Source organism: Chryseobacterium limigenitum (assembly GCF_900114875.1).
Taxonomy (GTDB): Bacteria; Bacteroidota; Bacteroidia; order Flavobacteriales; family Weeksellaceae; genus Chryseobacterium; species Chryseobacterium limigenitum.
In genome coordinates this window covers 191,252-217,496 of sequence record NZ_FPKW01000005.1, presented here as the reverse complement: position 1 = coordinate 217,496, position 26,245 = coordinate 191,252, and the positions used below count along the sequence as shown (strand labels likewise).

The following is a 26,245-nucleotide window of genomic DNA, read 5'->3' as shown; positions in this document are numbered from 1 at the left end:
GTTTTTTATTTTGGTAAGCCTCTTTTTAAAGCTAATTCAGCTCGTTTGATGGCTACTTTTTCTTTCCAGTCCATGTATTTCTTTTTGAAATTGGATTTCATGATGTCATCAAATTTACGCTGAACAGTAAGATTCCATAAAGATTGCGCTTTTACCGCCCATGATTTATCCCAAGCCCTTAGAGAAAGAGAAAAACTGCCATCCAGATATTTCATCCAGTGCCACCAGCCTGTTGGCATAAACAAGGTGTCGCCGTGCTCAAGATAGCAGTCGATACCTTCTACGCCGTCCAATGCCGGGAATTTCTCAAAATCAGGATGTTCAATGTCGTAATCTTCCAGTGCATAAGTAGCATATGGAAGTTGATACAGTCTTTCTTTCCATTTATTTTCGAACAGCATAACGTGCTTTCTTCCGTTAAAATGAGTATGGAAAATATGTGCTAAATCGATGTCAAAATGCAGGAAAGTCACAGAACTCTGACCTCCGAAAAACATACTGGGATACTTATCTAAGAAACCGCCCATCAGCTCTTTTGGAGAAATATATTCTTCAAGCAATCTGGGAGCGTGTTTTATAGGGTCGAAAAAGAAAATTCTAAGATCAGTAGGCTCTCTTTGGATGAGGTCAATATAATCTGCAAATTTCATTTTGGTAGTAGGAGTATTAATGGGAGCTGCGGGATCGGCCTTTTTTGAGTCATAAAGTGGTACTTCAACATCTCCAACCACTTCCTTTACATAATCCATCGTCCATTTTTGATAGGCTGGCCATTTTTTCGCCATGTTTTTTATGACAACGGGCCTCCTTGGTTTTAGATATTTTTCGTAGAAATCTTCTTTAGAAATATCATCTACAACATCTATAGGCTTTAAAATAATTCCCATTTCTATAAATTTTATATTACAAAATTATTAAATTAAACCGTATCAAGCTGAGTTTAAGTTTTTTTTAATCTATGATTCAAATCATTTTTTTTAATACTTAGAATAAATAAAAAAAATATTGCTCAAAAAAGCTGTATTCATGGGATAGTAAAAAGAAATACCCTGTAAAAAGAATTACAGGGCAAAAACACAAATTGATTGAATAAAAATTCATTCGCTACGAATATATAACATCTTTTTTATATGAAAAATCGGGTAAAAGTGAATATTAAGAACTAATCTATAGAATTATGGATTAATAATTATCGCAAAAAATTATTATTAATTCAAATACAATTATCATAAAAGAATTTTGTTGAAAGTTTTTTTATTTAAAAATTTTTTCAAAAAAAATATCACTATGTTTGTAGTGATATTCTGTTTTTAACTTTTCCTATAAAAATACATCTTTATAGAAGTGTAACAAAAAACGGTAACCATTAACTAATTAGTCAAATAATAAATTATGAAAAAGAATGTTTCCTTATTTCTGATGCTTTTTTTCTCGGTGCTTATGTTTGCCCAGAAAACAGTTTCGGGGAAAATAACGGATGAAGACGGCATTGCAATCCCGAGTGCAAGTGTAACGGTAGAAGAGCCCGGAAAAGATGCTATTTTAGCCTACGGCATTACCAATTCTAAGGGAGAATATAAGGTGACTTTCACTTCAGCTGAGGCTAATGTGGATCTTAAAGTGAAAGCTTTTAATCAAAAGCCATTAACAAAACAGATTGCAAACAGTGACCAGACCTTAACCTTTAAAATGCAGTCTGAAGCCACAGAGATAAAGGAAGTACAGCTTAAAACAAAAATGATTACATCAAGAGGCGATACCATCGCTTATGATCTTAAAGCATTCGACAGTAAAAGTGACAGAACTTTGGCCGATGTAATGAGAAAAATCCCAGGAATTGAAGTGAATACAGACGGAACGATTCTTTATCAGGGAAATGCGATCAATAAATTCTATGTCAACGGAAAAGATTTAATGGAAGGCGGTTACGGAACCATCAACAACTCGCTTCCAAAAGATGCAGTACAGAAAGTTGAAGTTCTTGAAAATCACCAGCCTGTAAAGATTCTTCAGGACAAGGTGCCTTCCGATGCAGCAGCAATCAATATTAAACTAAAGAATTCGGTTACCATGACGGGGAGAGGTGAAGTAGGAACAGGATTTGGAGATCCGTGGCTTTGGAACGTGAAATTGACGCCAATGTTTTTCGGACAGAAAAGCCAATGGGTAGTTAATTACAAAACCAACAACATGGGTGAGCAGGTGGAAAATGAAGGAAATATTCTGGCATTCGGAAGCAGGTTTGAAGGTAAGCGAATCAACGCATCTCAAAATGACTGGCTGAATGTTGAAAATGCAGATACTCCGAATCTTCCTGTAAAAAGATATTTGATGAATAATGTTCATTATTTATCAGCTAATTATCTCACCAATATTGATAAGAAAAAAGAATGGGAACTTAAAGCAAATGCTAATTATACTAATAATGCGGTAGAAAGAGAAGCTTACAGCCAAAGGGATTATTTTGGAGGAAGCTCTAATATTACAAATATTTTTAATAATTTTTATACAGATAAAGCAAAAGGAGAATTGATATTTACAAAGAATGCCAAAAAAGGATTCTTTAAAAACACCACAAGTTTCTCTCAATATTGGAATGCAGACAGAGGAATTGTAGACAGGACAGATGCTAAAACGGGTAAACTCACGCATGCAGATGAAGCAGTTGAATCTCCTACAACATCATTCCAGAACTCATTAAGCACCATCGTTCCCTGGAAGGAGAAAATGGTAAATCTTTTATCTTATGTAAGTTACCAAACAGACAGGCAGACTTTGGAAGTTTCTCCATCATCTTATTTAGATATTCCGGGATTTAAGCCTACAGCCAATACAGAATTTGCCAGACAAAGTTTAAGACTTAAAACTTTTGAAGCCAATCATTCTGCCAATATTGGTTTTTCTACAAAAGGATGGACGTTTACTCCGGAAGTTGGATTTAATTTTAAAAGTACAGATTTAGTTTCAGATTTGATGAATATTGAAACCATAGCTGCTGGAACTGATCCTGAATTATATAATAATGATTTAAAATACACAACAGCTACACCTTACGGAAGCGTAGGAGTAAATTATAAGAATGATTCTTGGATGCTATATGCTAATTTTCCGGTAAATTCTAATAATATTAAAGCTGAAGATCCATTAAGAAAGGTTTCAAAAGAAGTAAATAAAGTCACTTTTGAGCCGAGTATTTTTGCTCAATATACTTTTGCCTCTTTCTGGAAAGCTTCGGTAAATGCTAATATTAATAACAATTTTGGAGAAATAAACACTGCTTATTCAGGGTTTCTAATGACATCACCAAGTGGGATCAATACTATGGATAAAGACAATCCAATTCCTCAGAATAATAATAAATCTGCCGGAACAAGAATAGAATATAGAAACCCATTGAATAATTTATTCTTCAATATTAATTATAGATTTTCTGACGCAAAAAGAAACTTAATTTCAAATCCGGTAATTAATGGAGCTGGATATACTATAATGAACTACAAAGTGCAGGACAATCATGTATTAAATAATGGGTATAGTGTAGAAGTAGGAAAATATTTTCCAAAGTTTAAAACAAATGCTTCCCTTAGCTATAGCAACAATACAACGAAGTCTGATGCATTCTTAAATAATGATGCTTTTACGAATAAAAACAATGGTCAATCATTTGGTATTAAGTTTAATAACACGTATTTCAGCTGGATGAGTATTGATTATAATGCAAGTCTTTCTAAAACAAAACAGACCAGTGTTGGAGAATTAAATTCTAATGCTACCAGAACAGGATTCACCCATAATTTAGGTCTTTTCTTCTATCCTATCGAAAACCATACAGTTGGATTCAATTGGGATCAGGTAAATACAAATGCTGCCGATCAAAAATATCATAACGGATTCTATGATGTTTCATACCAATTTACTTGGGCTAAAAAGAAAATTGATTTTGAGCTTAAATGGATGAACATTGCTAACAAAAAAGTATTCGAAACATATGATATTAATACTACAAATATTACTTACACAAGATATCAGCTACGACCAAGCCAGGTCATGTTCACTGTAAAATTCAACTTTAAATAAAAACGAAAAACCAATCTCAATGAGGTTGGTTTTTTATTTTATAAGAAAATCTAGTGTTGATTCGGGAACTTTAAAAGTTCGGATTATCAGCAGAAGGTCCATAACTTCCCGGAAGAGGAATGTCATTCAGTCTGTAATAAACGCCCAATTGCGCTCTATGATGTGTAATTTGATTTAAGCCATGTCGAATAGCGGCGTATTTACTCCAGCTGGCCAATTCGTGACCGTCATTTTTTATAGTCCAGCTCGGATTTAGATCATCTTCTTTCGCTTTTTCCAACGCTTGTTTACCAGCCTGAAAATTGTCTTCCAATTTTTCAAGAAGTTCTTCTTTCGTAGAAAGTTTTGCGGGTTGATAAGCTCCTTTTGCAAAATCCAGCTCAGAAGTTGCCAAGATGGTGTTTGGCCATTCGAAGACTTCCACCAAATGAGTGGCCAAAGGCATCATTTTCATGCTTTTTTCGTGGGGAGCATATTCATTTTTTTCTTCAGGAAAGAGATCAATAAACTTTTTTGTCGTTTGATACTCGGTTTCTAATTCAGATTTTAATTGTGCTAATGTGTCCATATAATTTTGTTTTTTAGGTAATTTAAAGGTAAGATTTTTAGTGATTTTAATGTTGTAATGAAATCATAAATTTTAAAATAGAGCTTATAATCTATTTTAAATCAATTGTATAAATGAGTTGATGAAATAAATTCAAATAAAAGGTGTAACAAAAATGTACAAGTGCTAACTAATTAATAAACATTTTAAAATGAAAAAGTTCTTTTCAGTATTTTTTATCGCTCTTGTTACTTTTGCGAGTGCTCAGGAAAAAGATTCTAAGGAAACGGCCAACCGTTTCTTTTATGAATTAATATTTAAGCCTAAAAAAGATTCTACTAAAACAGATAAGGTAATTACCATTTTGGATATTACAGATAAAAACAGATCTATTTATCAGGATTATACGGTAATTGCTCAGGATTCTATCATGAAAATAGAAATTGAAGCAATGCAAAAAGCCGGGATCATGAAAGATTTATCTAAAACCATTAAAACTCCGAAAATTTCTGCAAGGATTTATAAAATTTATCCAAGTATGAAAATTCAGTATGTAGACAAAATCGCAAACGGATTTACGCCTGCCAATATCGGTTATGATGAAAATTTGAAACTTAACTGGAAAATTGAAAACGAAAAACAAAAAATAGGAGCTTATAATACGCAAAAAGCGACTACTGAATTCGGTGGAAAACAATGGACGGCTTGGTTTAGTGCGGACTTACCTTTTCAGGACGGGCCGTATAAATTTTACGGACTTCCTGGTTTGATTGTGAAAATTGAAGATGCAGGAAAAAATTATTCTTGGGTATTACAAGGCAACAAAAAAGTAAAAGATTATACAGAATACTCTTACATTGAAAACCTAATGCAGGCTAAAGGCGGTAAAGTAAACGTTCTGTCAAGAGAAAAGTTCGAGAAAACATTCAATGATTTCAAGAAAGATCCTTTTGCAACGGTGAGACCAATGATGACGCAGGAAATGATGTCTAAATCTATCCCGGGAATGGACGGAACAATCGGAGACATGATGAAGAAACAGGAAAAGCAGTATAAAGATTTTTATAACGCAAACGATAATCCTATTGAACCGGATTATGGAAAATTAAATGTCGGGAATTTAGAAAAAGTAGGAAAAGAGAAAGATTCAAAATAGTATTCATATCAACTAAATTATATCTGATAAACCCAAGTGTAGCAATACGTTTGGGTTTATTTTTTTTCAAAAAAGCGTTATTTAGATTAAATTTAAATAGCGTATATTTGCATTTACAAAACATGAGGCTTTGAAAGAGATGGGTTTACATAAATTGAGCGGATTTCCTAAAAATAAAATGGGAAAGATTCTGGGGTATGATGATGATCAAATGAAGATGCCGAGTAAGATCATAGAAATGGGTTTATTGCCGGAAACAGCCTTCAGGATATTGTATCAGGCTCCTTTTAATGGTCCTATGTATGTGGAGTTTGGAGAAGAAAAAAGCCGAATTGCCCTTCGGGAGGAAGAAGGCAGTTTTATCATTGTTGAAGAATTGAATTGATGCAGGATACTCAAAAAAAACAGGTACTTTTAGTCGGAAATCCTAATGTAGGAAAGTCAACGGTTTTCAATACGCTTTGCAATAAAAAACAGAAAACCGGGAATTATGCTGGTGTTACCGTGGCAAGCCATTCAGGGAATTATGTCCATAAGAATGAAGAGGTTGAGGTGATAGACTTACCGGGCTCATACAGTATTTACCCAAGTTCCGAGGACGAAGCAATTTTTTCTAAATTTCTTATTGATGAGCAGGAAAATTATGCTGGAGTTATTTATATTCTTGAAGCGTTAAGTTTAAAAAGAGGCCTTTTGCTTTTTCAGCAGATTCAGGATCTGGGAGTTCCGATGATTTTGGTTGTTAACCAGATCGATCAGGCAGAAAGAAGAGGAATTACTATTGATATTCAGAAATTTTCTGATGCATTAGGAATTAAGATCATCCAAACCAACGCAAAAGAGCAAATTGGAATTGAGGAAATAAAAGAAGCTGTTTTAAACAATGATTTTTTTAAGACAGATAAAGTTTCTTTTGAAGTACCCAATGAGCATACAAATTTTATCCGAAAATTAGTTTCACATAAAAGCTTCGACAGCGAGTATAAAGCTTGGATATCAGTTTCCTCAGGAGTTGATTTGAGTAAGATCGAATCAATGAAAGACGCATTGAACGATTCTGACGTTAAAAGCTTAGTTCCTAAAAGATTACAGGTTAAGGAAACCATAAGAAGATATCAGAATATTGATAAGGTTTTGGCCAATGTAATTACTAAAAAACCTCAGTTTAAAGAATTGCTTACTGAAAAATTAGATAAAGTTCTCGTTCATAAATTCTGGGGATATGTTGTTTTCTTATTGATTCTATTGATTATTTTCCAAAGTGTTTTCTTTTTGGCGGAATATCCGATGAGCTGGATCGATGATTTCTTCGCTTGGTTATCGGCTTTCACCGGAGAACATCTTCCGGAAGGACCTTTAAATTCATTAATTTCAAACGGAATTATTCCAGGCCTGGGCGGAATCATGGTTTTCGCTCCACAAATCGGGATTTTATTATATTTCCTCTATTTATTGGAAGATTCAGGATACATGGCGAGAGTTATTTTCTTGATGGACAGATTTTTACGACCCTTTGGATTAAACGGAAAAAGTATCGTTCCATTAGTTTCCGGAACGGCTTGTGCGATCCCTGCTGTAATTTCAACAAGAAATATTGAGAATGTAAAAGAAAGATTATTAACCATTTTGGTAACGCCTTTCATGACGTGTTCTGCGAGACTTCCGGTTTACAGTATTATTATTGGTTTAATTATTTCAGACGGTACTTTCTTCGGAATTCAATATAAAGCACTGGTTTTGTTGGGAATGTATCTCTTAGGATTTATGGTTGCGCTGCTTTCGGCTGCAATTCTTAAGGGTTTCATTAAAGATAAAGGAAAAACTTACCTGGTAATGGATTTACCGACTTACAAAAAACCACTTTTTGCATATGATTTGAAAATGATGTTAGGTAAAGTTTGGGAATTCATAACCGGCGCCGGAAAGATCATCTTTATTGTAAGTATCATTATCTGGTTTTTAAGTTATTTCGGCCCAAAACAGAGTCCTAACGAAGTGGTTGCAACAAATGTTAAGCTAGATCATTCTTATTTGGCAAAAATGGGAAAAGCAATCGAGCCCGCCATCGCTCCACTGGGTTACGACTGGAAAATGGGGGTCGGAATTATCACAAGTTTCGTAGCAAGAGAGGTTTTTGTTGGAACAATGTCAACATTGTACAGCTTAGATGATGATGCTCCGGAAGGAAAGGTGATTGATAAAATGAGACACGATGTAAAACCCAACGGCGAAAAAGTATTCAATTTTGCGACAGGTGTTTCTGTGCTTTTATTTTACGCATTTGCAATGCAGTGTGTTTCTACACTTGCAGTAGTTTACAGGGAAACCAAAAGCTGGAAATGGACTGGCTTTCAGGTGGTAATGATGACAGGTTTGGCATACTTTGTGTCAATGATAGCTTATCAAATATTAAAATAATGGATTCTTCATTAATTTTTCAATATGTAATTGTCTTTCTTATAGTTGCGTTCGCGTGCTACTCTTTATTTAAGATTTTGAGAAAGAATTTTGCGCCGAAGAAATTCAGTTCAAAAAGAACAGGTTGCGATAAAGATTGTGGCTGTTCTTAGATTTTATTTCAGCAATAATTAAAGAAATTGTTGTAATTTTCAATTGTAATAAAACATTTCTGATTTGAAAAAAACAACACACTTTCTGCTATGTTGTCTTTTAGGATTTTTTGTAAATGCTCAAAAGCCGGACAGCACCAAAATCATTTCCTATGAAGATCAGGTGATGGTTAAGGTAAACTTTGATACGAATATTGAGGATTATGTTGCGGTTTATAAAGATGAGGCATTTCTCAGAACCAAATTTTCTATTAATAATAATATCAATACCTCTTTTTCTCTCGATTATAAAATCATAAGTGCCTCTTTTTCATTTGCTCCAAATTTTATTCCCGGAAATAATGACAATAATTTGAAGGGTAAAAGTTCTTATTCCGATATTAGATTCAGATTTTTTCCTAAAAGCTTTATCCAGACTGTTTATTATAGAAACCTGAAAGGATTTTATCTGAATAATACGAAGGATTTCGATCCAGACTGGCAGGAAGGAAAAGATCCTTACTTACAACTTCCTGATTTGAGGATTCAAAGCTTTGGGGGAATTACTGCTTATTCTTTTAATAAAGATTTTTCATTAAAAAGTATCTATTACCAGAGAGAATGGCAGAAAGAAAGTAACGGAAGTTTTGTTCCTGCGTTAGAATATGACCTTACTTTTTTTAAAAATAAAGATATTGATAATCTAAAAAGTGTAGAAACTCAGTTTAATCTCGGAGCCAATCTTGCCTATTATTACAATTGGGTTGTTACTAAAAATGTAAATATTTCCCCTTTTGCATTTGCCGGCGTTGGGGGTAAATGGTCAAGTTATCAGGAAGATCTGGAAAACGGGTCAAAATCTGAAAAAGAAAAGAATAAATATTTCACAAAAAAATTCGGTGGCGGAATTCATATTGGTTACAACTCGGACCGATTTTTGTTTGGAGGGAAGCTGAATTTAATGTCATATAATTACAAGCAGGATGCGGATTCTCGGGTTCAAAACAATAATACCTACGGATTAATATATGTAGGATATCGTTTTGCACCCCCGAAAGTAGTGAAAAACAGTTACGATAAAATCCAAAAAAAGGTTCCGATTTTATAAGTATCTTTGCTGCGAAATTCAAATAAACATTAATTAAAAACATAAAGATAGGATGTCATTAATCAAATCTATTTCAGGGATTAGAGGTACAATTGGCGGAAAAGTAAATGATAATTTAACACCGCTTGACGTGGTTAAATTTGCTTCTGCTTTCGGAACCTGGCTTCAGAATAATAAAAACAAAAAAGACTTAACTTTAATCATTGGCCGTGATGCAAGAATATCAGGATCAATGGTTAATTCATTGGTTACGGCAACGTTACAGGGATTGGGGATCAACGTAATTGACCTTGGACTTTCTACAACACCAACCGTTGAGATTATGGTTCCTGAGCTGAAAGCAGACGGAGGAATTATCCTTACCGCTTCTCACAACCCAAAACAGTGGAATGCACTTAAATTATTAAACGAAAAAGGAGAATTCATCACCGGAGAAAACGGAGCGGAAGTGCTGGCTTTGGCTGAAAGTGAAGATTTCAATTATGCAGAAGTTGATGATTTAGGAAAATATGAAACAAGAGATGATGCTTTTGATATTCATATTCAGCAGATTTTAGATTTACCGATGGTAGATGTAGAAGCAATTAAAGCTAAAAACTTCAAAGTGGTTTTAGATGCAGTGAATTCTACGGGAGGTATTGCGATTCCGATGCTTTTAGATAAGTTAGGCTGTGAAACCGTAAAATTATATTGCGAACCCAACGGACAGTTTCCACACAATCCTGAACCGCTGAAAGAGCATTTGGGAGACATTTGTGAATTGATTAAAAAAGAAGGTGCCGATGTTGGAGTGGTTGTAGACCCTGATGTTGACAGATTGGCTTTGATTGATGAAAAAGGCGAAATGTTTGGTGAAGAATACACGCTGGTTGCCGTTGCAGATTATTTATTGAAAAATAAAAATGGCGTGGCAATTTCCAACCTTTCTTCAAGCCGTGCATTGAGAGATGTTGCGCAGAGCCATAATTCAGAATATTTTGCAAGTGCTGTCGGAGAAGTGAATGTTGTTACTTTGATGAAGGAGAAAAATGCAGTGATCGGAGGTGAAGGAAACGGGGGAATTATCTATCCTGAACTACATTACGGAAGAGATTCTTTGGTGGGTGTTGCTTTATTCTTGACTCATTTAGCTAAAGAAAACAAGACTGTTTCTGAGTTAAGAGCTGGATATCCAAGCTATTTCATGGGTAAAAAGAAAATCGAATTAACACCGGAGATCAATGTTGATGGTATTTTATCTAAAATGGAAAAAGAATATCAAAACGAAAACGTTTCTACGATTGACGGAGTAAAAATAGACTTTGAAAACAATTGGGTTCACCTTCGTAAATCGAATACAGAGCCGATTATCAGAATTTATACTGAAGCTAAATCTCAAGAAGAAGCTGACAAACTAGGAGATGACATCATCGCTAAAATTAAAAGTTTGATTTAAAATAATAATAAGAACGGGGCTTTTGGTTCCGTTCTTTTTTATATTAACAGGTTAATGTTTAATTATTAAATGAAACAAAGCCAATAGCAGAAATAGATTGGGAATGTTAATTTTGTAATAACTTCTATTTATTTATCCACAATTCTTTCATCTTCGTATTCTTTTCACTATCTTTAATATAGAAATTAACGAAAATGTATGTCGAAAAAAATTCGCAACTTTGCATACATTTTGAAACAGTAAATTTCAGAAGTAATATTAATTTAAGAAGTTTGTCGATGTCTGCAAGTAAATTCAGACGTTGGGCCGACGATAAGACACGCTATTGGAAGAATACTTTGGAAATGAACTTGTGAAAAAGTTCGAAGAAATGATGGAAAATAATGATGAATTCTACTTTGATACAGAAGAGTTGGAGGATATTATTGTTTATTATCTGGAGTTGGGCGACTTTAATTATGCTGATAATGCAGTGAATTATGGTCTTAAGCTTCATCCTAATTCTTTGGACATCAAGATTAAAAAACTTGAAGTTCTTTTAGAATGGGAAGAGTATAATGCTGCGAAAGAGCTTATCGATGAGTTGAAGGCTTCATCTATGGAGAATACAGACTTTTTGGTTTGCTATGCAAAGTATTATTCGAATTTAGGAAACCCTAAAAGATCCATTGAAATCTGTAAAAAAGCATTAGAATTAAAAGAAGAAGAGAATTTTCTTCACAATTTTATTGCGGATGAATATGTGAACTTAGGAGATCCTTTTAACGCTCTTAAACATTACAAAAAAGCATTGAAAGAAGATCCAACGGACGAATATCCATTGGAAAACGCCATGATCTGCTTTAGTGAACTAAACAAGAGTGAGGAGGCAATTGCCTTTCTGAATGAATATTTAGATGATTTTGCCTATTCTGAAACCGCTTGGTTTGAATATGGACAGTTCTACTTCAACAGAAAGAATTACGACGAAGCCATAAAAGGGTTTGATTATCTGTTGGCAATCAATTCAACTGCTGTTGGGGTATATGCCAATAAAGCAGCTTGTTATGAAGCTTTAGGACAATACAAAAAATCAATTGAAATTTACGAGGAAATGCTCGAGTTGGAATATACGAAAGCGTTCACGTTTTATAAAATTGGTTTGTGTTATAAAGCATTGAAACAGCCGGTTATGGCATTGAATTCATTCCAGAGATCACTGAGAGAAGATCCTCAGTTTTACCTTTCTATGATGGAGCAGTCGTATTTATACGAAGAAATGGGGGGAATGTCAGAAGCGTTGCACTTTGCAACAGAAGCAACTCATTTGAATGAAAATAGTCTTGATTATCAAAAAAGATTAGCCTTTTTATTAATTGATTCAGGGAAATTTGAAGAAAGTCTTGTTTGTCTGAAAAAACTGGTTGAAGCAGAGCCTTCAAGATTTTATAACTGGTATGCTTATTCTGAAGTATTGATGCTTCTGGGAGAGTATGATGAAACGGTTACGCTTTTGAGTGATGCTGTAATATTGCACAACAGGGCAGAATTATATTATCAGTTAAGCAACTGTTATTTTATCCTTAAAAACCAGGAAAAAGGAATTGAATCTCTTCAGCTGGCATTAAGTCTAGATCCTACTCTTGCTCCGGATATGCAGAAAAAATATCCTTACATTAAAGATGAGGTGAAAAAGGCTAAAGCTAAAGTGAGAAAGAAAAATTAGAAAAGAAGGACGCCTGATGATCGAAGAAGTAAGTTCTGAACTTGAGCTAAAAATCAGCAAAATTTTCTTGACTAAACTTAATTCTTAAAATACATCTTAATGGTTTAAAATATTAAGATTGAAATAAAAATCCTGCAGCAATGCGGGATTTATTTTTTTAAAGCAGGTTTTGCCCTTAAAAAGATCAATCCGGTAATAATGATACTAGCGCCTACAAATTGTAAAACAGTTAGTTTTTCACCATCTAAAACACCCCAGATTATAGCAACAATAGGCATTAACAAAGTTACTGTTGATGCAAAAAGAGGGGTGGATACTTTCAGCAATCGGTAATTCATCATCATTGCCAAGCCTGTACCGAAGATGGATAATAAGCTTACAAACATCAATCCGGTTAAATTGTCTTTAGAAAAACTGAATTCAGAAAAGAACCCTGTAAAGCTTAAAGCAATTAATGAAGGAAAAAATAATACAAAAGAGAATACAAAAGCTGATAATATAGTGGAAGAAACTTCCATAAGCTTAGATTTTACCGTTGTTGTACTTACTGCATAGCATAAAGTGGCCAGTAAAAGTAGCAGAATCGGAATAAGCTTAAAAGTTGCCCCGTCACCACCACCAAAAGCTAATAAACAAACTCCTGTAAAGCTAATAAACACTCCAATTATCTGCTGTTTTGTGGTTTCGAACTTCCAAACCAGCGCCCCGACAATAATGACAAAAATAGGCATCATTGAATTGATGATTCCCGCAATGCTACTGCTGACTTCTGTTTCCGCGATGGGAAATAGGAACATCGGGATAAAATTACCTGTAAATGCGGCTAAAATTAGCCACTTTAAATGTTTTTTAGGAAATAATTTATATTTAGAAATTGCGATCGGCATTAAGATAATTCCGGCAATCAAAACCCTCAATGCTCCCACTTCAAAAGGATTGAAATGTTCTAAAGATTTTTTAATTAAAATAAAAGATGAGCCCCAGATAAGACTGAGTATGGCTAAAAGAATCCATTTTTCTTTATCTGCGTTCATTGTTTTTGTGTAAAATTTTTAAAAATTCTTTTTTAGAAATCATTTTGGCACCTAAACTTTCCAAGTGGTCTGTATGAGATTGACAATCAATTAAATCTAGGCTGTTTTTATTGCTTTCAACGAAATGGATAAACCCTGCTTTCGAAGCATTGCTTACTTTCGCAAACATACTTTCTCCGCAAAAGACGTTGCCAATTTGCAGTCCGTAAAATCCGCCGACTAATTCTCCGTCCTGCCAAACTTCGATGCTTTTTGCCAATCCGTATGCGTGAAGCTGAATAAAAGATTCCATTAGTTCATCCGAAAGCCACGTTCCAGATTGTCCTTTTCTGCTTATTTCCTGACAGCTTTTAATAACTTCTGTAAAACTCTGATTTTCCGTGAAGGTGAAAGTATTTCGATCCAGTATTTTTCTCATAGATTTTGAGACTTTCAACTCATCAGGAAACAATACAAATCTCGGATCCGGACACCACCAAAGGATTTCCTCATCAGGATTATACCACGGAAAAATTCCCAATTGGTAGGCAAACCAAATACGTTCTATAGATAAGTCGCCACCAAAAGCAATAATTCCGTCACGGCCATGATATAGCTCAGGATCGGGGAATGAAATTTCGTTTTCGTCTAATCGGACCATTTTTGTGAAAAAAATCCCACTTGATAAAGCAGGATTTATATTTGATCGTTATCTCTTAATTAAAAAGGTAAATCATCGTCTTCGTCTCCGGCAAACGGATTCTCATTAGAAACCGGAGATGCAGATTGTGATGGCGAAGCCTGAGTAGGTTCAGAACCATTATCCATAACTTTTTCAATTTTCCAACCTGTAATAGAGTTGAAATATTTAGTTTCCCCTTGAGGAGAAGTCCATTCTCTTCCTCTAATGTTGATTCCCACCTTTACATTTTCTCCTTCCTTAAGATTGTCTAGTAAATTTATCTTATCAGATAAAAATTCTATGTTTATCGGCTGTGGATACTGCTCTTGCGTCAAAATAACCATTTCTCTTTTCTGAAAACCGCTCGCAAACGTCTGAGCATCAAAAAGTTTCTTTACCGTTCCTTGTAATTCCATATTGTAAATATTAACGATGTAAAAGTAATAAAATCAATCGTAATAAGTGCTACGAGAGAAAAAAAATGTAAAAATTTTAATTTTTTTTTCTGAAAAGTTTGGAAGTAAAGGAAAATGTCCTATATTTGCACTCACAAAAACGAAACAAGCTCTTTAAAAAATATAACTTAACAAAACAATGCGGATGTGGTGTAATTGGTAGCCACGCCAGACTTAGGATCTGGTGCCGTGAGGCGTGGGGGTTCGAGTCCCTTCATCCGCACATAGTTTTGCGAAAATAGCTCAGCTGGTAGAGCACAACCTTGCCAAGGTTGGGGTCGCGGGTTCGAATCCCGTTTTTCGCTCCACTCCATGCCCTGGTGGTGGAACTGGTAGACACGCAGGACTTAAAATCCTGTGTTCGTAAGAACGTGCGGGTTCAAGTCCCGCCCGGGGTACTAAAACCCTCTGTAATTTTATTACGGAGGGTTTTTTATTTTTAGTACCGATACTTCTATGTAGTTGCTAAACTATAAGACTTCTCATTATTAAATGAAAATTTGAGTGTTAGATTCCAGATAATCATTATTGCACTGAAAAAGTACAGATTAAGAATAAAAGCAATGCCAATATGCATTACGATTATTGCGTAAATCCAAAAATTAGAAGTTTTTCTATTCCAGACGAAGAAAGGATATAATAATTCTAGAAGAGCAGATCCAAGGCCTACTAAGGTCAGTACAATAGGATAATTTCCTAAAAAAGTAATATCATAAATACTTGTTGCAAACGGTAAATTAATAGCTTTCCAGATGCTTTCGCCATTCCACCAATTAATTCCTATCAATTTATCAAATCCTGCAAAAAAATAAACAATGCATACATGAATCTGAAATAGCCTTTTGAAAGGAGGTAATGCAACGGATTTTAAAGTTGGAGGAATTATAGCCAAGTAAAATAATGACATACTTGTAAAGAAATCTATTCCGTACGAAAAGTAAAAGTTACTTTTTGATAGAATTATCTGCATGAATAATAGTAAAAATGCAGAAAGATTCTGGAAGTATCCGGATAATAGCAATAGCACTAAGCCGATATAAATTATTTTAAAGCAGAGAATTGTGTCTGAGGGAGCAATATTAAAACCTTCTAAGTAAGTAATTATTTTAGGTAAATTTATTACATAATCAGGAATAAAGACATCCACGATTTTGTATGGTATAACTCCTTCGTTTACCGAAAAGAGATTGTTAAAATCAGGTAATATCGAAACAAAATGCAGCAGTATAAGTATTGCTATAGAAATTCTGAAAAATTTTAACCAAAATAGGTTGTTTTGTGCTTCGTTAAAAATAGTAAATAGTTTTTTCATCTTTTATAGCTCATTTCATCAAGTAGATATAATTCAACATTGGTTTTTCCTTTCCCATATTCTTCAAGGCTCGGAAAATTATACAGATATACTTTAAGATTTACGGAATATTTTTTATCATATTTATTATAAATGAATTTAGATATTTCCTGCATTATTATTTTCACATATTTGACAAACAATTCATCTTCTGGTTTTGTCAATCTGTCTAAAAAGACCCTGTTTAAGGACATAAACCTTATGCTTCCTTCGTTTGAATTTAGCTTGAAAATTTGATGATCTACCTGTTTTTGATTGTTATCGAATAGATCGTAAGAGATTACAAACTCACTTGAAACATTAGTTCCAAAGAAGCCATATCCGGTTTCAAATCCGGTATAGGTGTTGAAAATTCTTAAAGGTCTGTAATTGTAAGTGTTATCGAGAGATGATTTTAAAATGTTTTCTTCGGTTTTTTTATAATATTTGTAGTAGCTGTCCTGTGTTGTTTTTACAGAAGATAATAACACAATGAAGACCAATACTAAACTAATTGTAAAGTATAATTCCTTTTTCATGATAAAAGTAGCCCATACACAAAATATGGGCTTTTTAGATTTAGTAGTTTTTTACTAAGTTTTCAAGCTTTGTTTTAGGAGATTGTGTGCCGGTTCCAAGTGTAGGGGTATAATGACTGTTGATCGTTCCCGGAAATGCAGTAGCAGAGGTTCCGTCTACTATAAATATTATGATCACGGCTCCGTCTATTTGCTTATTGCCGACCGAAGTTGTTTTGTCTGCAGAGCTTGTATCCAGCTTTTGCAGTTTGTTTGAATTTCCGCTTGTAAATGAGTAGCCAATAATCATGGCTAGGGCTACTGAAGATAAGATTGCAATTTTTTTCATGGTATTAAGATTTTTGATTCTGCCTACCTTCAGTTTTTTTTAGTCGCTGTTTCGGCATTTCCGACTTTTTTTAACTTTAAACAAGACTGGTTTCAATGAATTAAAATCACTATTGTTTGATTAAATAATTTATAAAGTAAATAAAAATTATTTTAAAAGTTAATATTTATCACAATTATTTGATATTTAAAAATTATTTCGAAATGCTTAATCATTGTTATGTGCTTTTAAATAGGCATTTAGTTTCTTTTCTATTTTTATTTAATTCATTTTATTGTGATATAAAATAATAATAAAAAATTATAAATTTGAAAAAAATATTAAAAAAAATCATTTTATCTCTTGCATATGTGAATATTATCATATAATTTGGCTGAATCAAAGAAAAACTAATTACAACCTGAAAATGAAGAAGAACCTTTCAATACTTTTAATAATTCTTTATGTATTTACTAATGCGCAAGCGCGCAGATTCTTTTATGAGTTTTCTTTTAAACCCAATAAAGATTCTTCAAGGGTGGAAAAAGAATTAACAATTCTGGATGTTACAAAACAAAAATCTATTTATAGAGATTATTTTTCTGTATCTCAAGATTCAATAATTGAAAGTAATATTGAAAAAATGAAAAAAACGGGTGTACAAATTGATTTGTCGAAGTTTTTTAAAAATCCGAAGTTCATGTATAAGGTTCAAAAGATTTATCCAACTTATGAAACAAAATATACAGACTTAATATTGAGTGACTACATTACTTACCCTGAAACAGACAAAATAAAATGGAAAATTTCAAATGAAAAAGGAGTAAGTACATTCGAAAAATATAAGATTCAGAAGGCGACAGCAACGGCTTGGGGAAGAAAATGGGTGGCTTGGTTTACTCCGGATATCCCAATTCAGGACGGGCCCTATAAGTTTTACGGATTACCTGGTTTAATCGTGAAAATTGAAGATGAAGATAAAAACTTTTCATGGGAGTTAGCAGGTATCAAAAACATAGAAAAATACAATGAATTAAGCCTGAATGAAAGATTAAAGAACAAAAAAGATCTCGTTGTAAACAAACAGAAATTTACTCAAATGTTTACAGATTTTAAGACCAGTCCGTTAGCTCAGGTTAGAACCAAATACACATCAGAACAGTTAAGTGAAGTGGATGAAGGAGGTAAAACTTTAGGACAGAAATTAAGAGATCAGGAAGAAATAATAAAAAAAATGATTGGTGCCAATAATGAATCCATAGAATTGGTTCAATAAGAAAATATAAAAGCGCTTTTATGAGAGATTTTGATATTTTGTGACTCTAAAAACAAAACATAAGGGGCTACCCGAAAAAACAAACTAGAAAAATAACCATTAAAAATTTATTAAAATGAAAAAGCATTTAGTAGCAGCAGCATTAATCGTTGCATTCTCAGCAGGTACATTTACATTAGCAAGTGCTAATCCTCAGAACATTTCTTCTGAAAAAGTTTCAGTTCAAGCGGCTAATACTGCAGCAACTGTTGTAAAAGGTAAAGAAAAAGAATGGACATTTGTTTCTTCGGAATATGTTTATACAGGAACAACAACTACTGTAGCAAAGTAATTGTTTCAAAATTATTCAATCTATGAGGCTAATAATTTATTAGCCTCTTTTTTTATAATCCTATGAAAACATTAAAAATCTTTTTAATAGCAGTGTTACTTTTTCATGTTTTCTCATCATTTATAATAAATATTCAGATTATTAAAACATGGAAAACCTCTACGTATTCATCTTTAAATACGTATGGGAAAAAAATTATTGATTATTTAGAATATTTTAATACTCCTGAATTTATACAGTCTAGTATGAGAAATTACGCATACTATACAGGTATAGAAAGAGGATATGAATATTATTCACCAAATGCATCAAATAAACAAACTAAAATAATCTTTAGGAATAACAATATTCCTGTTGATTTACCCGGAAAAACATTCGAATCAAAATTTAAAATAAATAGTGTATTTACCATATTAGGAGGACAGCTGGAAAATGAAGGATTTAGAAATAGAGTCATTCAGTCTATGTCTGTGAGGTTATTCACTCTTAATCCCAATATTAATCATATGGATGTTTCCATTGTGAAAAAAGAATTTCCTTCTTTAGGTGAAATACAAAAGGGGAAACCTATCAGAATAGAAGAAAGTACTGTTTACAACATTAATAAAAATTGATATGAATACAGTTCTAGATAAAATTAACACATTTTTTTTCGGATATAATAAGAATATAGAAAAGAAAAACATATTCATCATCGCCATTTCTATCTTCGGACTATTAAATATCTTATTGATTTTACCGGATATTTATAATATCTATAGTAAGAATGGAGTAATTAATCATGGTATTAATGATTTTTTAATCAGAAATGATCAGTTCAGATTAACATTTATCACTGCCGCACTTGAGAAGATTGGTTTACAATATGAATATTCATTAGCAATAGTAATTGCAATTTATATTTGTTCGTTTTTATTCATTTTGATGAATTATTATAGACTGATATTTGCTGTAATCGTTCTCATTATACATAGTGCTTTAGTGGCGAGCAGTTACTCGTTTTCTTACGGAGCAGATTATATGATCAGCTTTTCGCTTTTCATTAATGTCTTATTGTGTATTGATTCAAAATATAATAAGATCATCTATTCTTTTGCAATAAGGCTTTTACAATTGCAGCTTTGTGTTATTTACTTCTTTTCCGGACTTGGAAAAGCCATGGGAAACAATTGGTATACGGGAGACGCGATCTGGTATTTGGTCTCCACGTACACAAACGTAAATATTCTTACAGCATTTATTGCAACAACGATTCCTTTCTTATTTCAAATAATTTCGCTCAGTGTTGTCATTTTTGAGCTGTTTTATCCTGTTCTTATCTATAACAAAATAACAAAAAATGTAGCCTTGCTTTACATTATTATAACACACGTAATAATTATCCTAGTTATTAATCTCTATACTTTTGGGGTTGTGATGATTATTCTTAATGTAATAGCTTTTCAACCAAAACTAATATTAGAATTAAAATATTTTAAAAGAAATGAGTATATCGCTGAATAATGTTAATTATAAAATTAACAATAAGACCATACTACAAAACATCAATTTATCGCTGAAACAAGGAGTGTATGGTATTCTGGGGCTAAATGGTGCGGGAAAAACGACTTTATTGAATGTGATATCCACTCTTACAAAACCGCAGAACGGAAGCTTAAGCTATAATAATACGGATATTGTGAAAAATCCGTTAATTCTCAGAAAAGATTTAAGTTATATGCCTCAGAATTTTGGATTAATTCCGGATCTGACGGTAACCCAGAATATAATGTATTTCGGAATGCTGAAAGGAGTAAGTTCAAAAACATTAAAGGAAAATATTCCGAATGTTCTCGAATTTTTCAATATTCAGCATACAAAAGATACAAATGTGAAAAATCTTTCAGGAGGAACTCAGCAAAGAGTCGCTTTGTCATTGGCTTTAGTAAATGATCCAAAGGTTTTGATTCTTGATGAGCCTACAAGCGCTCTGGACCCAATCGAAAGAATAAATTTCTATGAGCTTATCAAAAAAATATCAGATAATTCAATTGTGATTGTTTCATCTCATAATATTTATGAGATTGAAAAATATGTAGACAATATTATCGTTCTTCGAAACGGACAAGTAAGTTTTTCTGATACAGTTGATCAATTAATTCCAGAAGCTGTTTCCGGGCTTGGAAATTCAGTGTCGGAAAACGCTTTGAATCTGGAAAAAGCATTTGAATATTTCGCGAAATAAGATTTTTTATGAAAGCATTACCACTGATATCTCTCTATAACCTTAAATTATTTTTTAAACATACTTATTTTAAATACATTTTAGTCATTATTATGATTTTGGGATTTTTTATTATACCAAATCCTAAATCAGATTATGTTACATTCACTGTTGGAAACTATACGGGTGGGTTAAATTTAGTCTGGATAAGTAATCTGACGCCGGTATATATTAATGCGATATTCTCGTTATTGGCGATTTTTATTAGTCAAAACCTTAAAAAGAGAGAATTTAATAATAATACCTATGTTAATTTTCGATTATCAGTAAAATCGAACTTTCAATTGTTGATGTATAAGGCTGTTTCATTGTTTTTTTACCTTACAATATTGGCCTTTATCCTTGAAATTATAATTCTTGTTATCAATTATCAAAGTTATAATTTAGCTTTATATCTGATTCCGTTCTTGTATTTTACTGTTCCTTATCTGTTTTTTTTGGCGTCTGTTTGTGTATTGATCGATTACTTGGTTGACCTGAAATTTTTAAAATACATCCTGTACTTTGTATTTATGATTTTCATTTATAACAATAACATTAGACATATTTTAGATATCACCGGAATTCAGGAATTGATGAATAATTTTTCTCATGTGGAAGTTAAGCATAAAGATTCATTCATCTTAGGAAAGATAAAGTACAAAGATGTGCAATATGTTAATTTTGAAAATTTTATCACACCTAAAAGCTGGTTGAGTAAATTTTACTTATTTCCGATTTCGCTTATAATTGTGCTGTTGGGATCTTTCTTATTTAGAAGATATTCTGTGGTTAAAAAAACAGATCAAAACTCGGCAACGGCTAAGAAAGAAGCAGATATGTCGGCCGTAAAAGAAAGAACATATCACCCGATAGCTTCTGTCTCGACATTTAATTTCATCTCTTTATTAAAGGCAGAATTTTTCCTTTTGAGCAATTCTATCAGTAAAAATTTGAAATTAATCGCGTTGGTTTTATGGATTTTGGCTTTTTTCGCGCATGGAGAAATAAAAACATTAATCATTGCGGCAGTATTTATAACACTACTTCCTCTTAATCAAAACTATCTTGCCGGAAAATATACAAACAATACCTTTTACGCTGAGAAAATTTCAGGATATTCATCTTTGATGTTTATTTTATCTAAATTTTTACTGTTTTTGGTATATGTCGTAGTTGTAAGTCCTGTATTGGATTATACTTCTTTAGAAATAAGTTTATTTATAATATTTAAACTTTTATTTCTGTTTTTATTCCAATTGGCTTATGTAACTTTTGTAAAAGATTATCTTTTAGTTGAAATTATCCTAATAATTATCTTTTCAAGTTATTTTTCAGGAGTTCCTGTTTATCAAATTTTTTAAAAAATTTTTTAATTGATATGAAATAGAAGGATCAGAGTTTTCTGATCCTTTTTTTATATTTTTGTAAAATTCCTTATTTCAATGAAAAGAATTGTTCTTATCGAAGACGAAACCAGCGTTGTATCTTTTATAAAAAAAGGATTGCAGGAAAATGGGTATGAAGTTTCGGTGGCTTTCGATGGCCGTACCGGAGTGCAGTTGGTGCAGTCGAATGATTTCGATTTGGTGGTTTTGGATATTATGTTGCCGGAAATGAACGGTTTAGACGTCTGTAAAGAGATAAGAAAAACAAATAAAAATGTTCCTATTTTATTTTTAACAGCATTGGGAACCTCAGAAAACATCGTTTTGGGGTTGGAAAGCGGAGGAGATGATTATCTGGTAAAGCCTTTCAAGTTTATTGAATTGGTTGCACGTGTAAAATCTTTATTAAGAAGAAGTAATAACAGTCCGGCTCAGGAAATTGTTGAACCGGAGGTTGATAACGAACATATTTTTCAGTTTTCAGATTTGATCGTTAACGATTACACTAAAAAAGTTACCAGATCAGGCGAAGACATTTCACTGACTTCCACAGAATATAAATTGTTGCTGTATTTTCTCAATAACCCAGAAAAAGTGATTTCCAGAGCAGAAATTCTGGATGCGGTTTGGGGTGTAAACTATGAATTGGGAACCAATGTTGTAGATGTTTATGTGAATTATTTAAGAAAAAAATTAGATCATCAGGAAGATAATAAGCTGATACATACCGTTATAGGAATGGGGTATGTGTTGAAAAAGCCTTAATGAATGTTTAATAAAGTTGTTACAAATCAGACCAAAACGATGGTGCTTTTAATGTTGGTTTTTACCGCCATTATTTTGCTTTTTAGTGGGTTGGTGTATTTTTCGATTGTCAACTTTTCGCATCAGAGGTTTTATGAATTGCTGAAGATCCGTACAACGACCATTGTTCAGATCGAGAAAAGCAAAGATCATCTTGACCTTCCTGAAAATTATGTCCTGAATAGCTCTAATGATGAAGAGCTTCCGATGGAAAGAGATTATGTATTTGCTGTTCCAGAAGATTCTAATTTTAAGAAAATCTCCCAGGAAGTACATATTCCAGATTATTTTTTCAAGAATATTGTCAAAAAAGGAGAGGCAAACTACAATGATAAAGAGTTTTATTATATCGGGCAGTCTTTTAAGTCTGATGATAAAGAATATATAGCGATAGCTTCTGCGAAAAACCATTATGTGGTTTATTATTTAGGCTTTTTGAAGCGAACTTTGATAACTTGTATTGTTCTTTCGCTGTTCTTTAGTATGATTTTCTCTTTTTATTTATCTAAAACTTTATTCAAACCTATTTTAAAGATCACAGGAAAGGTAAAGGACATCAGTTCTGAAAATCTACATTTAAGATTGGAATCTCAGCCTGATAATAAAGAGTTGAATGAGTTGGTGGAAACCTTTAATGATATGTTGAATCGTATCGAAACCTCATTTGAAACTCAAAATCATTTAATTGGAAATGTTTCCCATGAATTGCGTACGCCTTTAACTTCGATTATGGGAGAAGCTGATGTTGCACTTTCAATCAGCAGAACCGGCGATGAATACAAGGAAACATTAGAAATTATTTTAGATGAAGCTGAAAAATTAGATAAAAAAATTAAGGCTTTATTAATGATTGCTCAAACCGGATTTGACGGGAAGATCCAGAAAATGGATAAAGTCCGCATCGATCAATTGCTTTGGGATGTTATTGAAACATTGAGAAAAATTGATGTTCGAAATAATATCTATCTGGATATAAGCATGTTGCCTGATAATCCTAAAAAATTAAAAGTTCAGGGTAACGAACAGTTATTGCATCTTGCGGTTACCAATATTATTCAAAACGGGTGTAAATATTCTAATTTCCAACAGGTGAAAGTTTCGCTAGGAGCCACAGATACCGATGTTTATATTATCATAAAAGATAACGGAATCGGAATTCCTCAAGAGGAAATGAACAAGATTTATGATCCGTTTTTCAGAGCTTCAAATACAAAAAACTACGAAGGTTACGGGATTGGACTTCCTTTGGCCCGAAACATTGTCAGAATGCATAACGGCGAATTGATTGTCAGTTCTCACGAAAACCAGGGGACGACCGTTCAGCTTCGTTTTCCAAATTTCTATAGTACTCAGCAGGAGGAAAAATTAGTATAAAATTTAGAGATGCTTCGACTTCGCTCAGCATGACTTCGCTAAAAAATGACTGTTACAATAGGCTGCTAGTATTAGAAATGTCATGCGGAGCGAAGTCGAAGCATCTTAATAAAATTCTGCAAAAGCTTTAGTAATAGAAGCTTTGAGCTAACTTTTTATTAAAAGTCAATCAGAAATTCCTCCAATATTAATTTCTCTTAACAATTTTCTAATCTCATTCTAATCTCTTTAATCACATTTTAATTCTATTCCAAAGAGCTTCTAATTTGGTGAGTATAGTTTTGTAGTATCAAAAAAGATAAAAACAAAACTAAATCTTAAAGATATGACCAAAACAATTTTAATTGCCACAGATTACTCTCTTGAGTCTTTGAATATATTGAAAAAAGTACTGAAAGAGAAGGATGCAAGAGCAGAGGAGATTCAATACAACATTTTGTTGGTGTCAGGTTATGAGATGGGAGATTCTATCAGAGATCTTTTGTTTATGACCAAAAGTACAGTCTTCAATAAAATAAGGCCTCAGGAGTTTGTTGATGCTTACGGAATCATCAAAAATAAATATCCTCGCCTGATTAATAAAATCGTCTGCGACATTTTTACGGGAAGCTTTCAAAGAGCTTTCAATAATTATGTGAATGCAGAAAATATTGAGGAAGCTTATTATTCTCCGGCGATAAAAAGCAAAGGAAAAGGGAAATTCGACATCGCTCCTTACATCAAAAAATGCAAAGATCTGCAAACTCAGGAAATAAGAATTGAGACTGCTGAAAGACTTCCGGAAAGAGGAAGGCTTGCCGAGATCTTTGTTGAGGTCTAAAATAAAATACAACATTCTAAAATTTAAAACATGTTAAGAAATTATAGTAACAGCAGGACATTGGGAGACAACATCAGGTTGGGGACACTGACTGCCTTCACGGCGGGGACTATAAATATAGCATCTCTATTAATATTTCTCTCTTTTACCTCAAATGTAACAGGACATTACGCCATTTTGGCAGCAGAAATAAGCAAAGGAAACTGGGCGCAGGTGGCAGTCGTGGGAGGCTGGATCTTCCTGTTCTTCTTCGGAGGTTTTGTATCCAATTTTATTGTCATTAATTTCAATAAAAAAAGTAAATATTTTGCGCACTCAATGCCGATCGTATTAGAAATACTTTGTTTATTGTTTGTGGGAGTTTACGGACAGTTTTTTTATCGAAGAACATTAGAAGAAACGGAGTTTTTGGTATCGTTAATGCTTTTTGCAACAGGTTTGCAGAATGGTTTAACGGCTAGTATATCCAACTTCTCAGTAAAAACAACCCACCTTACCGGAACAACAACCGACTTGGGGATCCTTTTCTCGATGTTTACGCAGAAAAAGTTTAGAAAAAACGGAGAATTGATCGCAAGAGCAAAACTGCTAACGAGTATTATGTTTGCTTATGTTTTGGGAGCTGTTTTCTCTGGATTAACGTATTACTATCTGGAATTCAGAGTGTTTTATGTGATCAGTCTGTGTCTTTTGGTGGTCATTGGATATGATATGTATAAAATTCATATCAGACACTTTAAAACGCAGTATCGATATAGTAAAATCTATAGAAAACCGAACCTTGTGGCATATTTATATGACAAGATCCACGGTATTCCGGAAATAAAAGAAAAAAGACAGGAAAAAAGAAAATTGGTATTTGAAGATTAAGTTCAATAAAATATCAAGTATATCAATATTAATTTTGTGTAAACTAGCTGTGAATCAATCCTCTATTTGTGTAATGCAATTAGAGGATTGTATTTTAAGAAAACCTTTATTAATCACGGATGTTGATCTGGATGATTTACGGCAAGATTGTTGATTTGTTGATAATTAAATTGTAATTCACGGTTTTAATGTTTTTATTACCGTTTTCATTGACTATTTTTGTAAGTCGATTTAACG

25 protein-coding genes and 3 tRNA genes are annotated in these 26,245 nt (G+C 33.0%); 20 read left to right on the top strand and 8 right to left on the bottom strand.

Going from position 1 to position 26,245, the window contains the following annotated elements:
• Positions 1-5 precede the first annotated feature (5 nt).
• Positions 6-887 (bottom strand): cupin-like domain-containing protein, encoded by an 882-nt coding sequence (locus BT156_RS08960; RefSeq protein WP_072409296.1) that lies wholly within the window; start codon positions 885-887, stop codon positions 6-8.
• A 505-nt stretch (positions 888-1,392) separates the two neighbouring features.
• Here BT156_RS08960 and BT156_RS08955 point away from each other — a divergent pair.
• On the top strand, positions 1,393-4,077 hold the full coding sequence (locus BT156_RS08955; protein WP_072409294.1) for a carboxypeptidase regulatory-like domain-containing protein: 2,685 nt from the start codon (positions 1,393-1,395) through the stop codon (positions 4,075-4,077).
• Between the two features lie 70 nt (positions 4,078-4,147).
• On the opposite strand, the gene BT156_RS08950 is transcribed toward BT156_RS08955, so the two are convergent.
• Complete coding sequence (locus tag BT156_RS08950; RefSeq protein WP_072409292.1) at positions 4,148-4,645, bottom strand: DinB family protein; 498 nt, start codon at positions 4,643-4,645, stop codon at positions 4,148-4,150.
• Positions 4,646-4,835: 190 nt separating this feature from the next.
• Between BT156_RS08950 and BT156_RS08945 the strand changes: the two genes are divergently transcribed.
• The 6 genes from BT156_RS08945 (at position 4,836) to BT156_RS08920 (ending at position 12,577) form a co-directional block, all read left to right on the top strand.
• Entirely contained in the window at positions 4,836-5,780 is a 945-nt protein-coding gene (locus BT156_RS08945; protein WP_072409290.1) for a GLPGLI family protein, read from the top strand.
• A gap of 139 nt (positions 5,781-5,919) precedes the next feature.
• On the top strand, positions 5,920-6,165 hold the full coding sequence (locus tag BT156_RS08940; RefSeq protein ID WP_072409288.1) for a FeoA family protein: 246 nt from the start codon (positions 5,920-5,922) through the stop codon (positions 6,163-6,165).
• A complete protein-coding gene (feoB, locus tag BT156_RS08935) occupies positions 6,165-8,198 on the top strand; it encodes a ferrous iron transport protein B (RefSeq protein WP_072409286.1) in 2,034 nt (677 codons plus the stop codon). Before BT156_RS08940 ends, feoB begins: the two co-directional genes overlap by 1 nt.
• 216 nt (positions 8,199-8,414) lie before the next feature.
• A complete protein-coding gene (locus BT156_RS08930; RefSeq protein WP_072409284.1) occupies positions 8,415-9,437 on the top strand; it encodes a DUF4421 family protein in 1,023 nt (340 codons plus the stop codon).
• Positions 9,438-9,489: 52 nt separating this feature from the next.
• The gene (glmM, locus tag BT156_RS08925; protein WP_072409282.1) at positions 9,490-10,872 is read left to right on the top strand and encodes a phosphoglucosamine mutase; all 1,383 of its coding nucleotides are present in this window, start codon (positions 9,490-9,492) and stop codon (positions 10,870-10,872) included.
• Positions 10,873-11,197: 325 nt separating this feature from the next.
• A complete protein-coding gene (locus tag BT156_RS08920; protein WP_072409280.1) occupies positions 11,198-12,577 on the top strand; it encodes a tetratricopeptide repeat protein in 1,380 nt (459 codons plus the stop codon).
• Between the two features lie 149 nt (positions 12,578-12,726).
• Here BT156_RS08920 and BT156_RS08915 read toward each other — a convergent pair whose 3' ends face one another.
• Genes BT156_RS08915 through BT156_RS08905 form a run of 3 tightly spaced genes read right to left on the bottom strand, consistent with a single transcriptional unit; the run spans position 12,727 to position 14,688 of the window.
• The gene (locus BT156_RS08915; protein ID WP_072409278.1) at positions 12,727-13,611 is read right to left on the bottom strand and encodes a DMT family transporter; all 885 of its coding nucleotides are present in this window, start codon (positions 13,609-13,611) and stop codon (positions 12,727-12,729) included.
• A complete protein-coding gene (gene aat / locus BT156_RS08910; RefSeq protein ID WP_072409276.1) occupies positions 13,598-14,251 on the bottom strand; it encodes a leucyl/phenylalanyl-tRNA--protein transferase in 654 nt (217 codons plus the stop codon). The genes BT156_RS08915 and aat overlap by 14 nt, the downstream gene beginning before the upstream one ends.
• Positions 14,252-14,310: 59 nt before the next feature.
• Positions 14,311-14,688 carry a DUF3127 domain-containing protein gene (locus tag BT156_RS08905; RefSeq protein WP_066754101.1) on the bottom strand — a complete coding sequence of 126 codons (378 nt, stop codon included), beginning with the start codon at positions 14,686-14,688 and terminating at the stop codon, positions 14,311-14,313.
• Between the two features lie 180 nt (positions 14,689-14,868).
• Between BT156_RS08905 and BT156_RS08900 the strand changes: the two genes are divergently transcribed.
• The 3 genes from BT156_RS08900 to BT156_RS08890 all read left to right on the top strand — a co-directional run bounded on the left by BT156_RS08900 (position 14,869) and on the right by BT156_RS08890 (position 15,125).
• Positions 14,869-14,950, top strand: a tRNA-Leu gene (locus BT156_RS08900).
• Positions 14,951-14,959: 9 nt separating this feature from the next.
• Positions 14,960-15,035 (top strand) — tRNA-Gly (locus BT156_RS08895).
• 6 nt (positions 15,036-15,041) lie between these two features.
• Positions 15,042-15,125, top strand: a tRNA-Leu gene (locus tag BT156_RS08890).
• A 56-nt stretch (positions 15,126-15,181) separates the two neighbouring features.
• Here BT156_RS08890 and BT156_RS08885 read toward each other — a convergent pair.
• Genes BT156_RS08885 through BT156_RS08875 form a run of 3 tightly spaced genes read right to left on the bottom strand, consistent with a single transcriptional unit; the run spans position 15,182 to position 16,924 of the window.
• Complete coding sequence (locus BT156_RS08885; RefSeq protein WP_072409274.1) at positions 15,182-16,039, bottom strand: hypothetical protein; 858 nt, start codon at positions 16,037-16,039, stop codon at positions 15,182-15,184.
• Positions 16,036-16,596 (bottom strand): hypothetical protein, encoded by a 561-nt coding sequence (locus BT156_RS08880; RefSeq protein ID WP_072409271.1) that lies wholly within the window; start codon positions 16,594-16,596, stop codon positions 16,036-16,038. Before BT156_RS08880 ends, BT156_RS08885 begins: the two co-directional genes overlap by 4 nt.
• Positions 16,597-16,636: 40 nt before the next feature.
• The gene (locus BT156_RS08875) at positions 16,637-16,924 is read right to left on the bottom strand and encodes a hypothetical protein (RefSeq protein WP_072409269.1); all 288 of its coding nucleotides are present in this window, start codon (positions 16,922-16,924) and stop codon (positions 16,637-16,639) included.
• 406 nt (positions 16,925-17,330) lie between these two features.
• On the opposite strand from BT156_RS08875, the gene BT156_RS08870 reads away from it, so the two are divergent.
• From BT156_RS08870 to BT156_RS08825, 10 genes are all read left to right on the top strand, one after another.
• Positions 17,331-18,179 carry a GLPGLI family protein gene (locus tag BT156_RS08870; protein WP_072409266.1) on the top strand — a complete coding sequence of 283 codons (849 nt, stop codon included), beginning with the start codon at positions 17,331-17,333 and terminating at the stop codon, positions 18,177-18,179.
• Between the two features lie 115 nt (positions 18,180-18,294).
• Positions 18,295-18,510 (top strand): hypothetical protein, encoded by a 216-nt coding sequence (locus BT156_RS08865; RefSeq protein WP_072409264.1) that lies wholly within the window; start codon positions 18,295-18,297, stop codon positions 18,508-18,510.
• 92 nt (positions 18,511-18,602) lie between these two features.
• Positions 18,603-19,124 carry a hypothetical protein gene (locus tag BT156_RS08860; protein ID WP_139255444.1) on the top strand — a complete coding sequence of 174 codons (522 nt, stop codon included), beginning with the start codon at positions 18,603-18,605 and terminating at the stop codon, positions 19,122-19,124.
• Between the two features lies 1 nt (position 19,125).
• Positions 19,126-20,013, top strand: coding sequence for an HTTM domain-containing protein (locus tag BT156_RS08855; RefSeq protein WP_072409260.1), 888 nt, complete (start codon positions 19,126-19,128; stop codon positions 20,011-20,013).
• Positions 19,994-20,734: an ABC transporter ATP-binding protein gene (locus BT156_RS08850; RefSeq protein WP_072409258.1), complete on the top strand. Its 741-nt coding sequence runs from the start codon at positions 19,994-19,996 to the stop codon at positions 20,732-20,734. The genes BT156_RS08855 and BT156_RS08850 overlap by 20 nt, the downstream gene beginning before the upstream one ends.
• Positions 20,735-20,742: 8 nt before the next feature.
• On the top strand, positions 20,743-22,116 hold the full coding sequence (locus tag BT156_RS08845) for a hypothetical protein (RefSeq protein ID WP_139255443.1): 1,374 nt from the start codon (positions 20,743-20,745) through the stop codon (positions 22,114-22,116).
• An 81-nt stretch (positions 22,117-22,197) separates the two neighbouring features.
• Positions 22,198-22,905, top strand: coding sequence for a response regulator transcription factor (locus tag BT156_RS08840; protein WP_072409254.1), 708 nt, complete (start codon positions 22,198-22,200; stop codon positions 22,903-22,905).
• 3 nt (positions 22,906-22,908) lie between these two features.
• Positions 22,909-24,318, top strand: a complete 1,410-nt coding sequence (locus BT156_RS08835; protein WP_072409252.1) for a sensor histidine kinase — start codon at positions 22,909-22,911, stop codon at positions 24,316-24,318.
• A 325-nt stretch (positions 24,319-24,643) separates the two neighbouring features.
• Entirely contained in the window at positions 24,644-25,138 is a 495-nt protein-coding gene (locus BT156_RS08830; protein ID WP_072409250.1) for a hypothetical protein, read from the top strand.
• A 30-nt stretch (positions 25,139-25,168) separates the two neighbouring features.
• Positions 25,169-26,008, top strand: a complete 840-nt coding sequence (locus BT156_RS08825; protein WP_072409248.1) for a YoaK family protein — start codon at positions 25,169-25,171, stop codon at positions 26,006-26,008.
• Positions 26,009-26,245 lie beyond the last annotated feature (237 nt).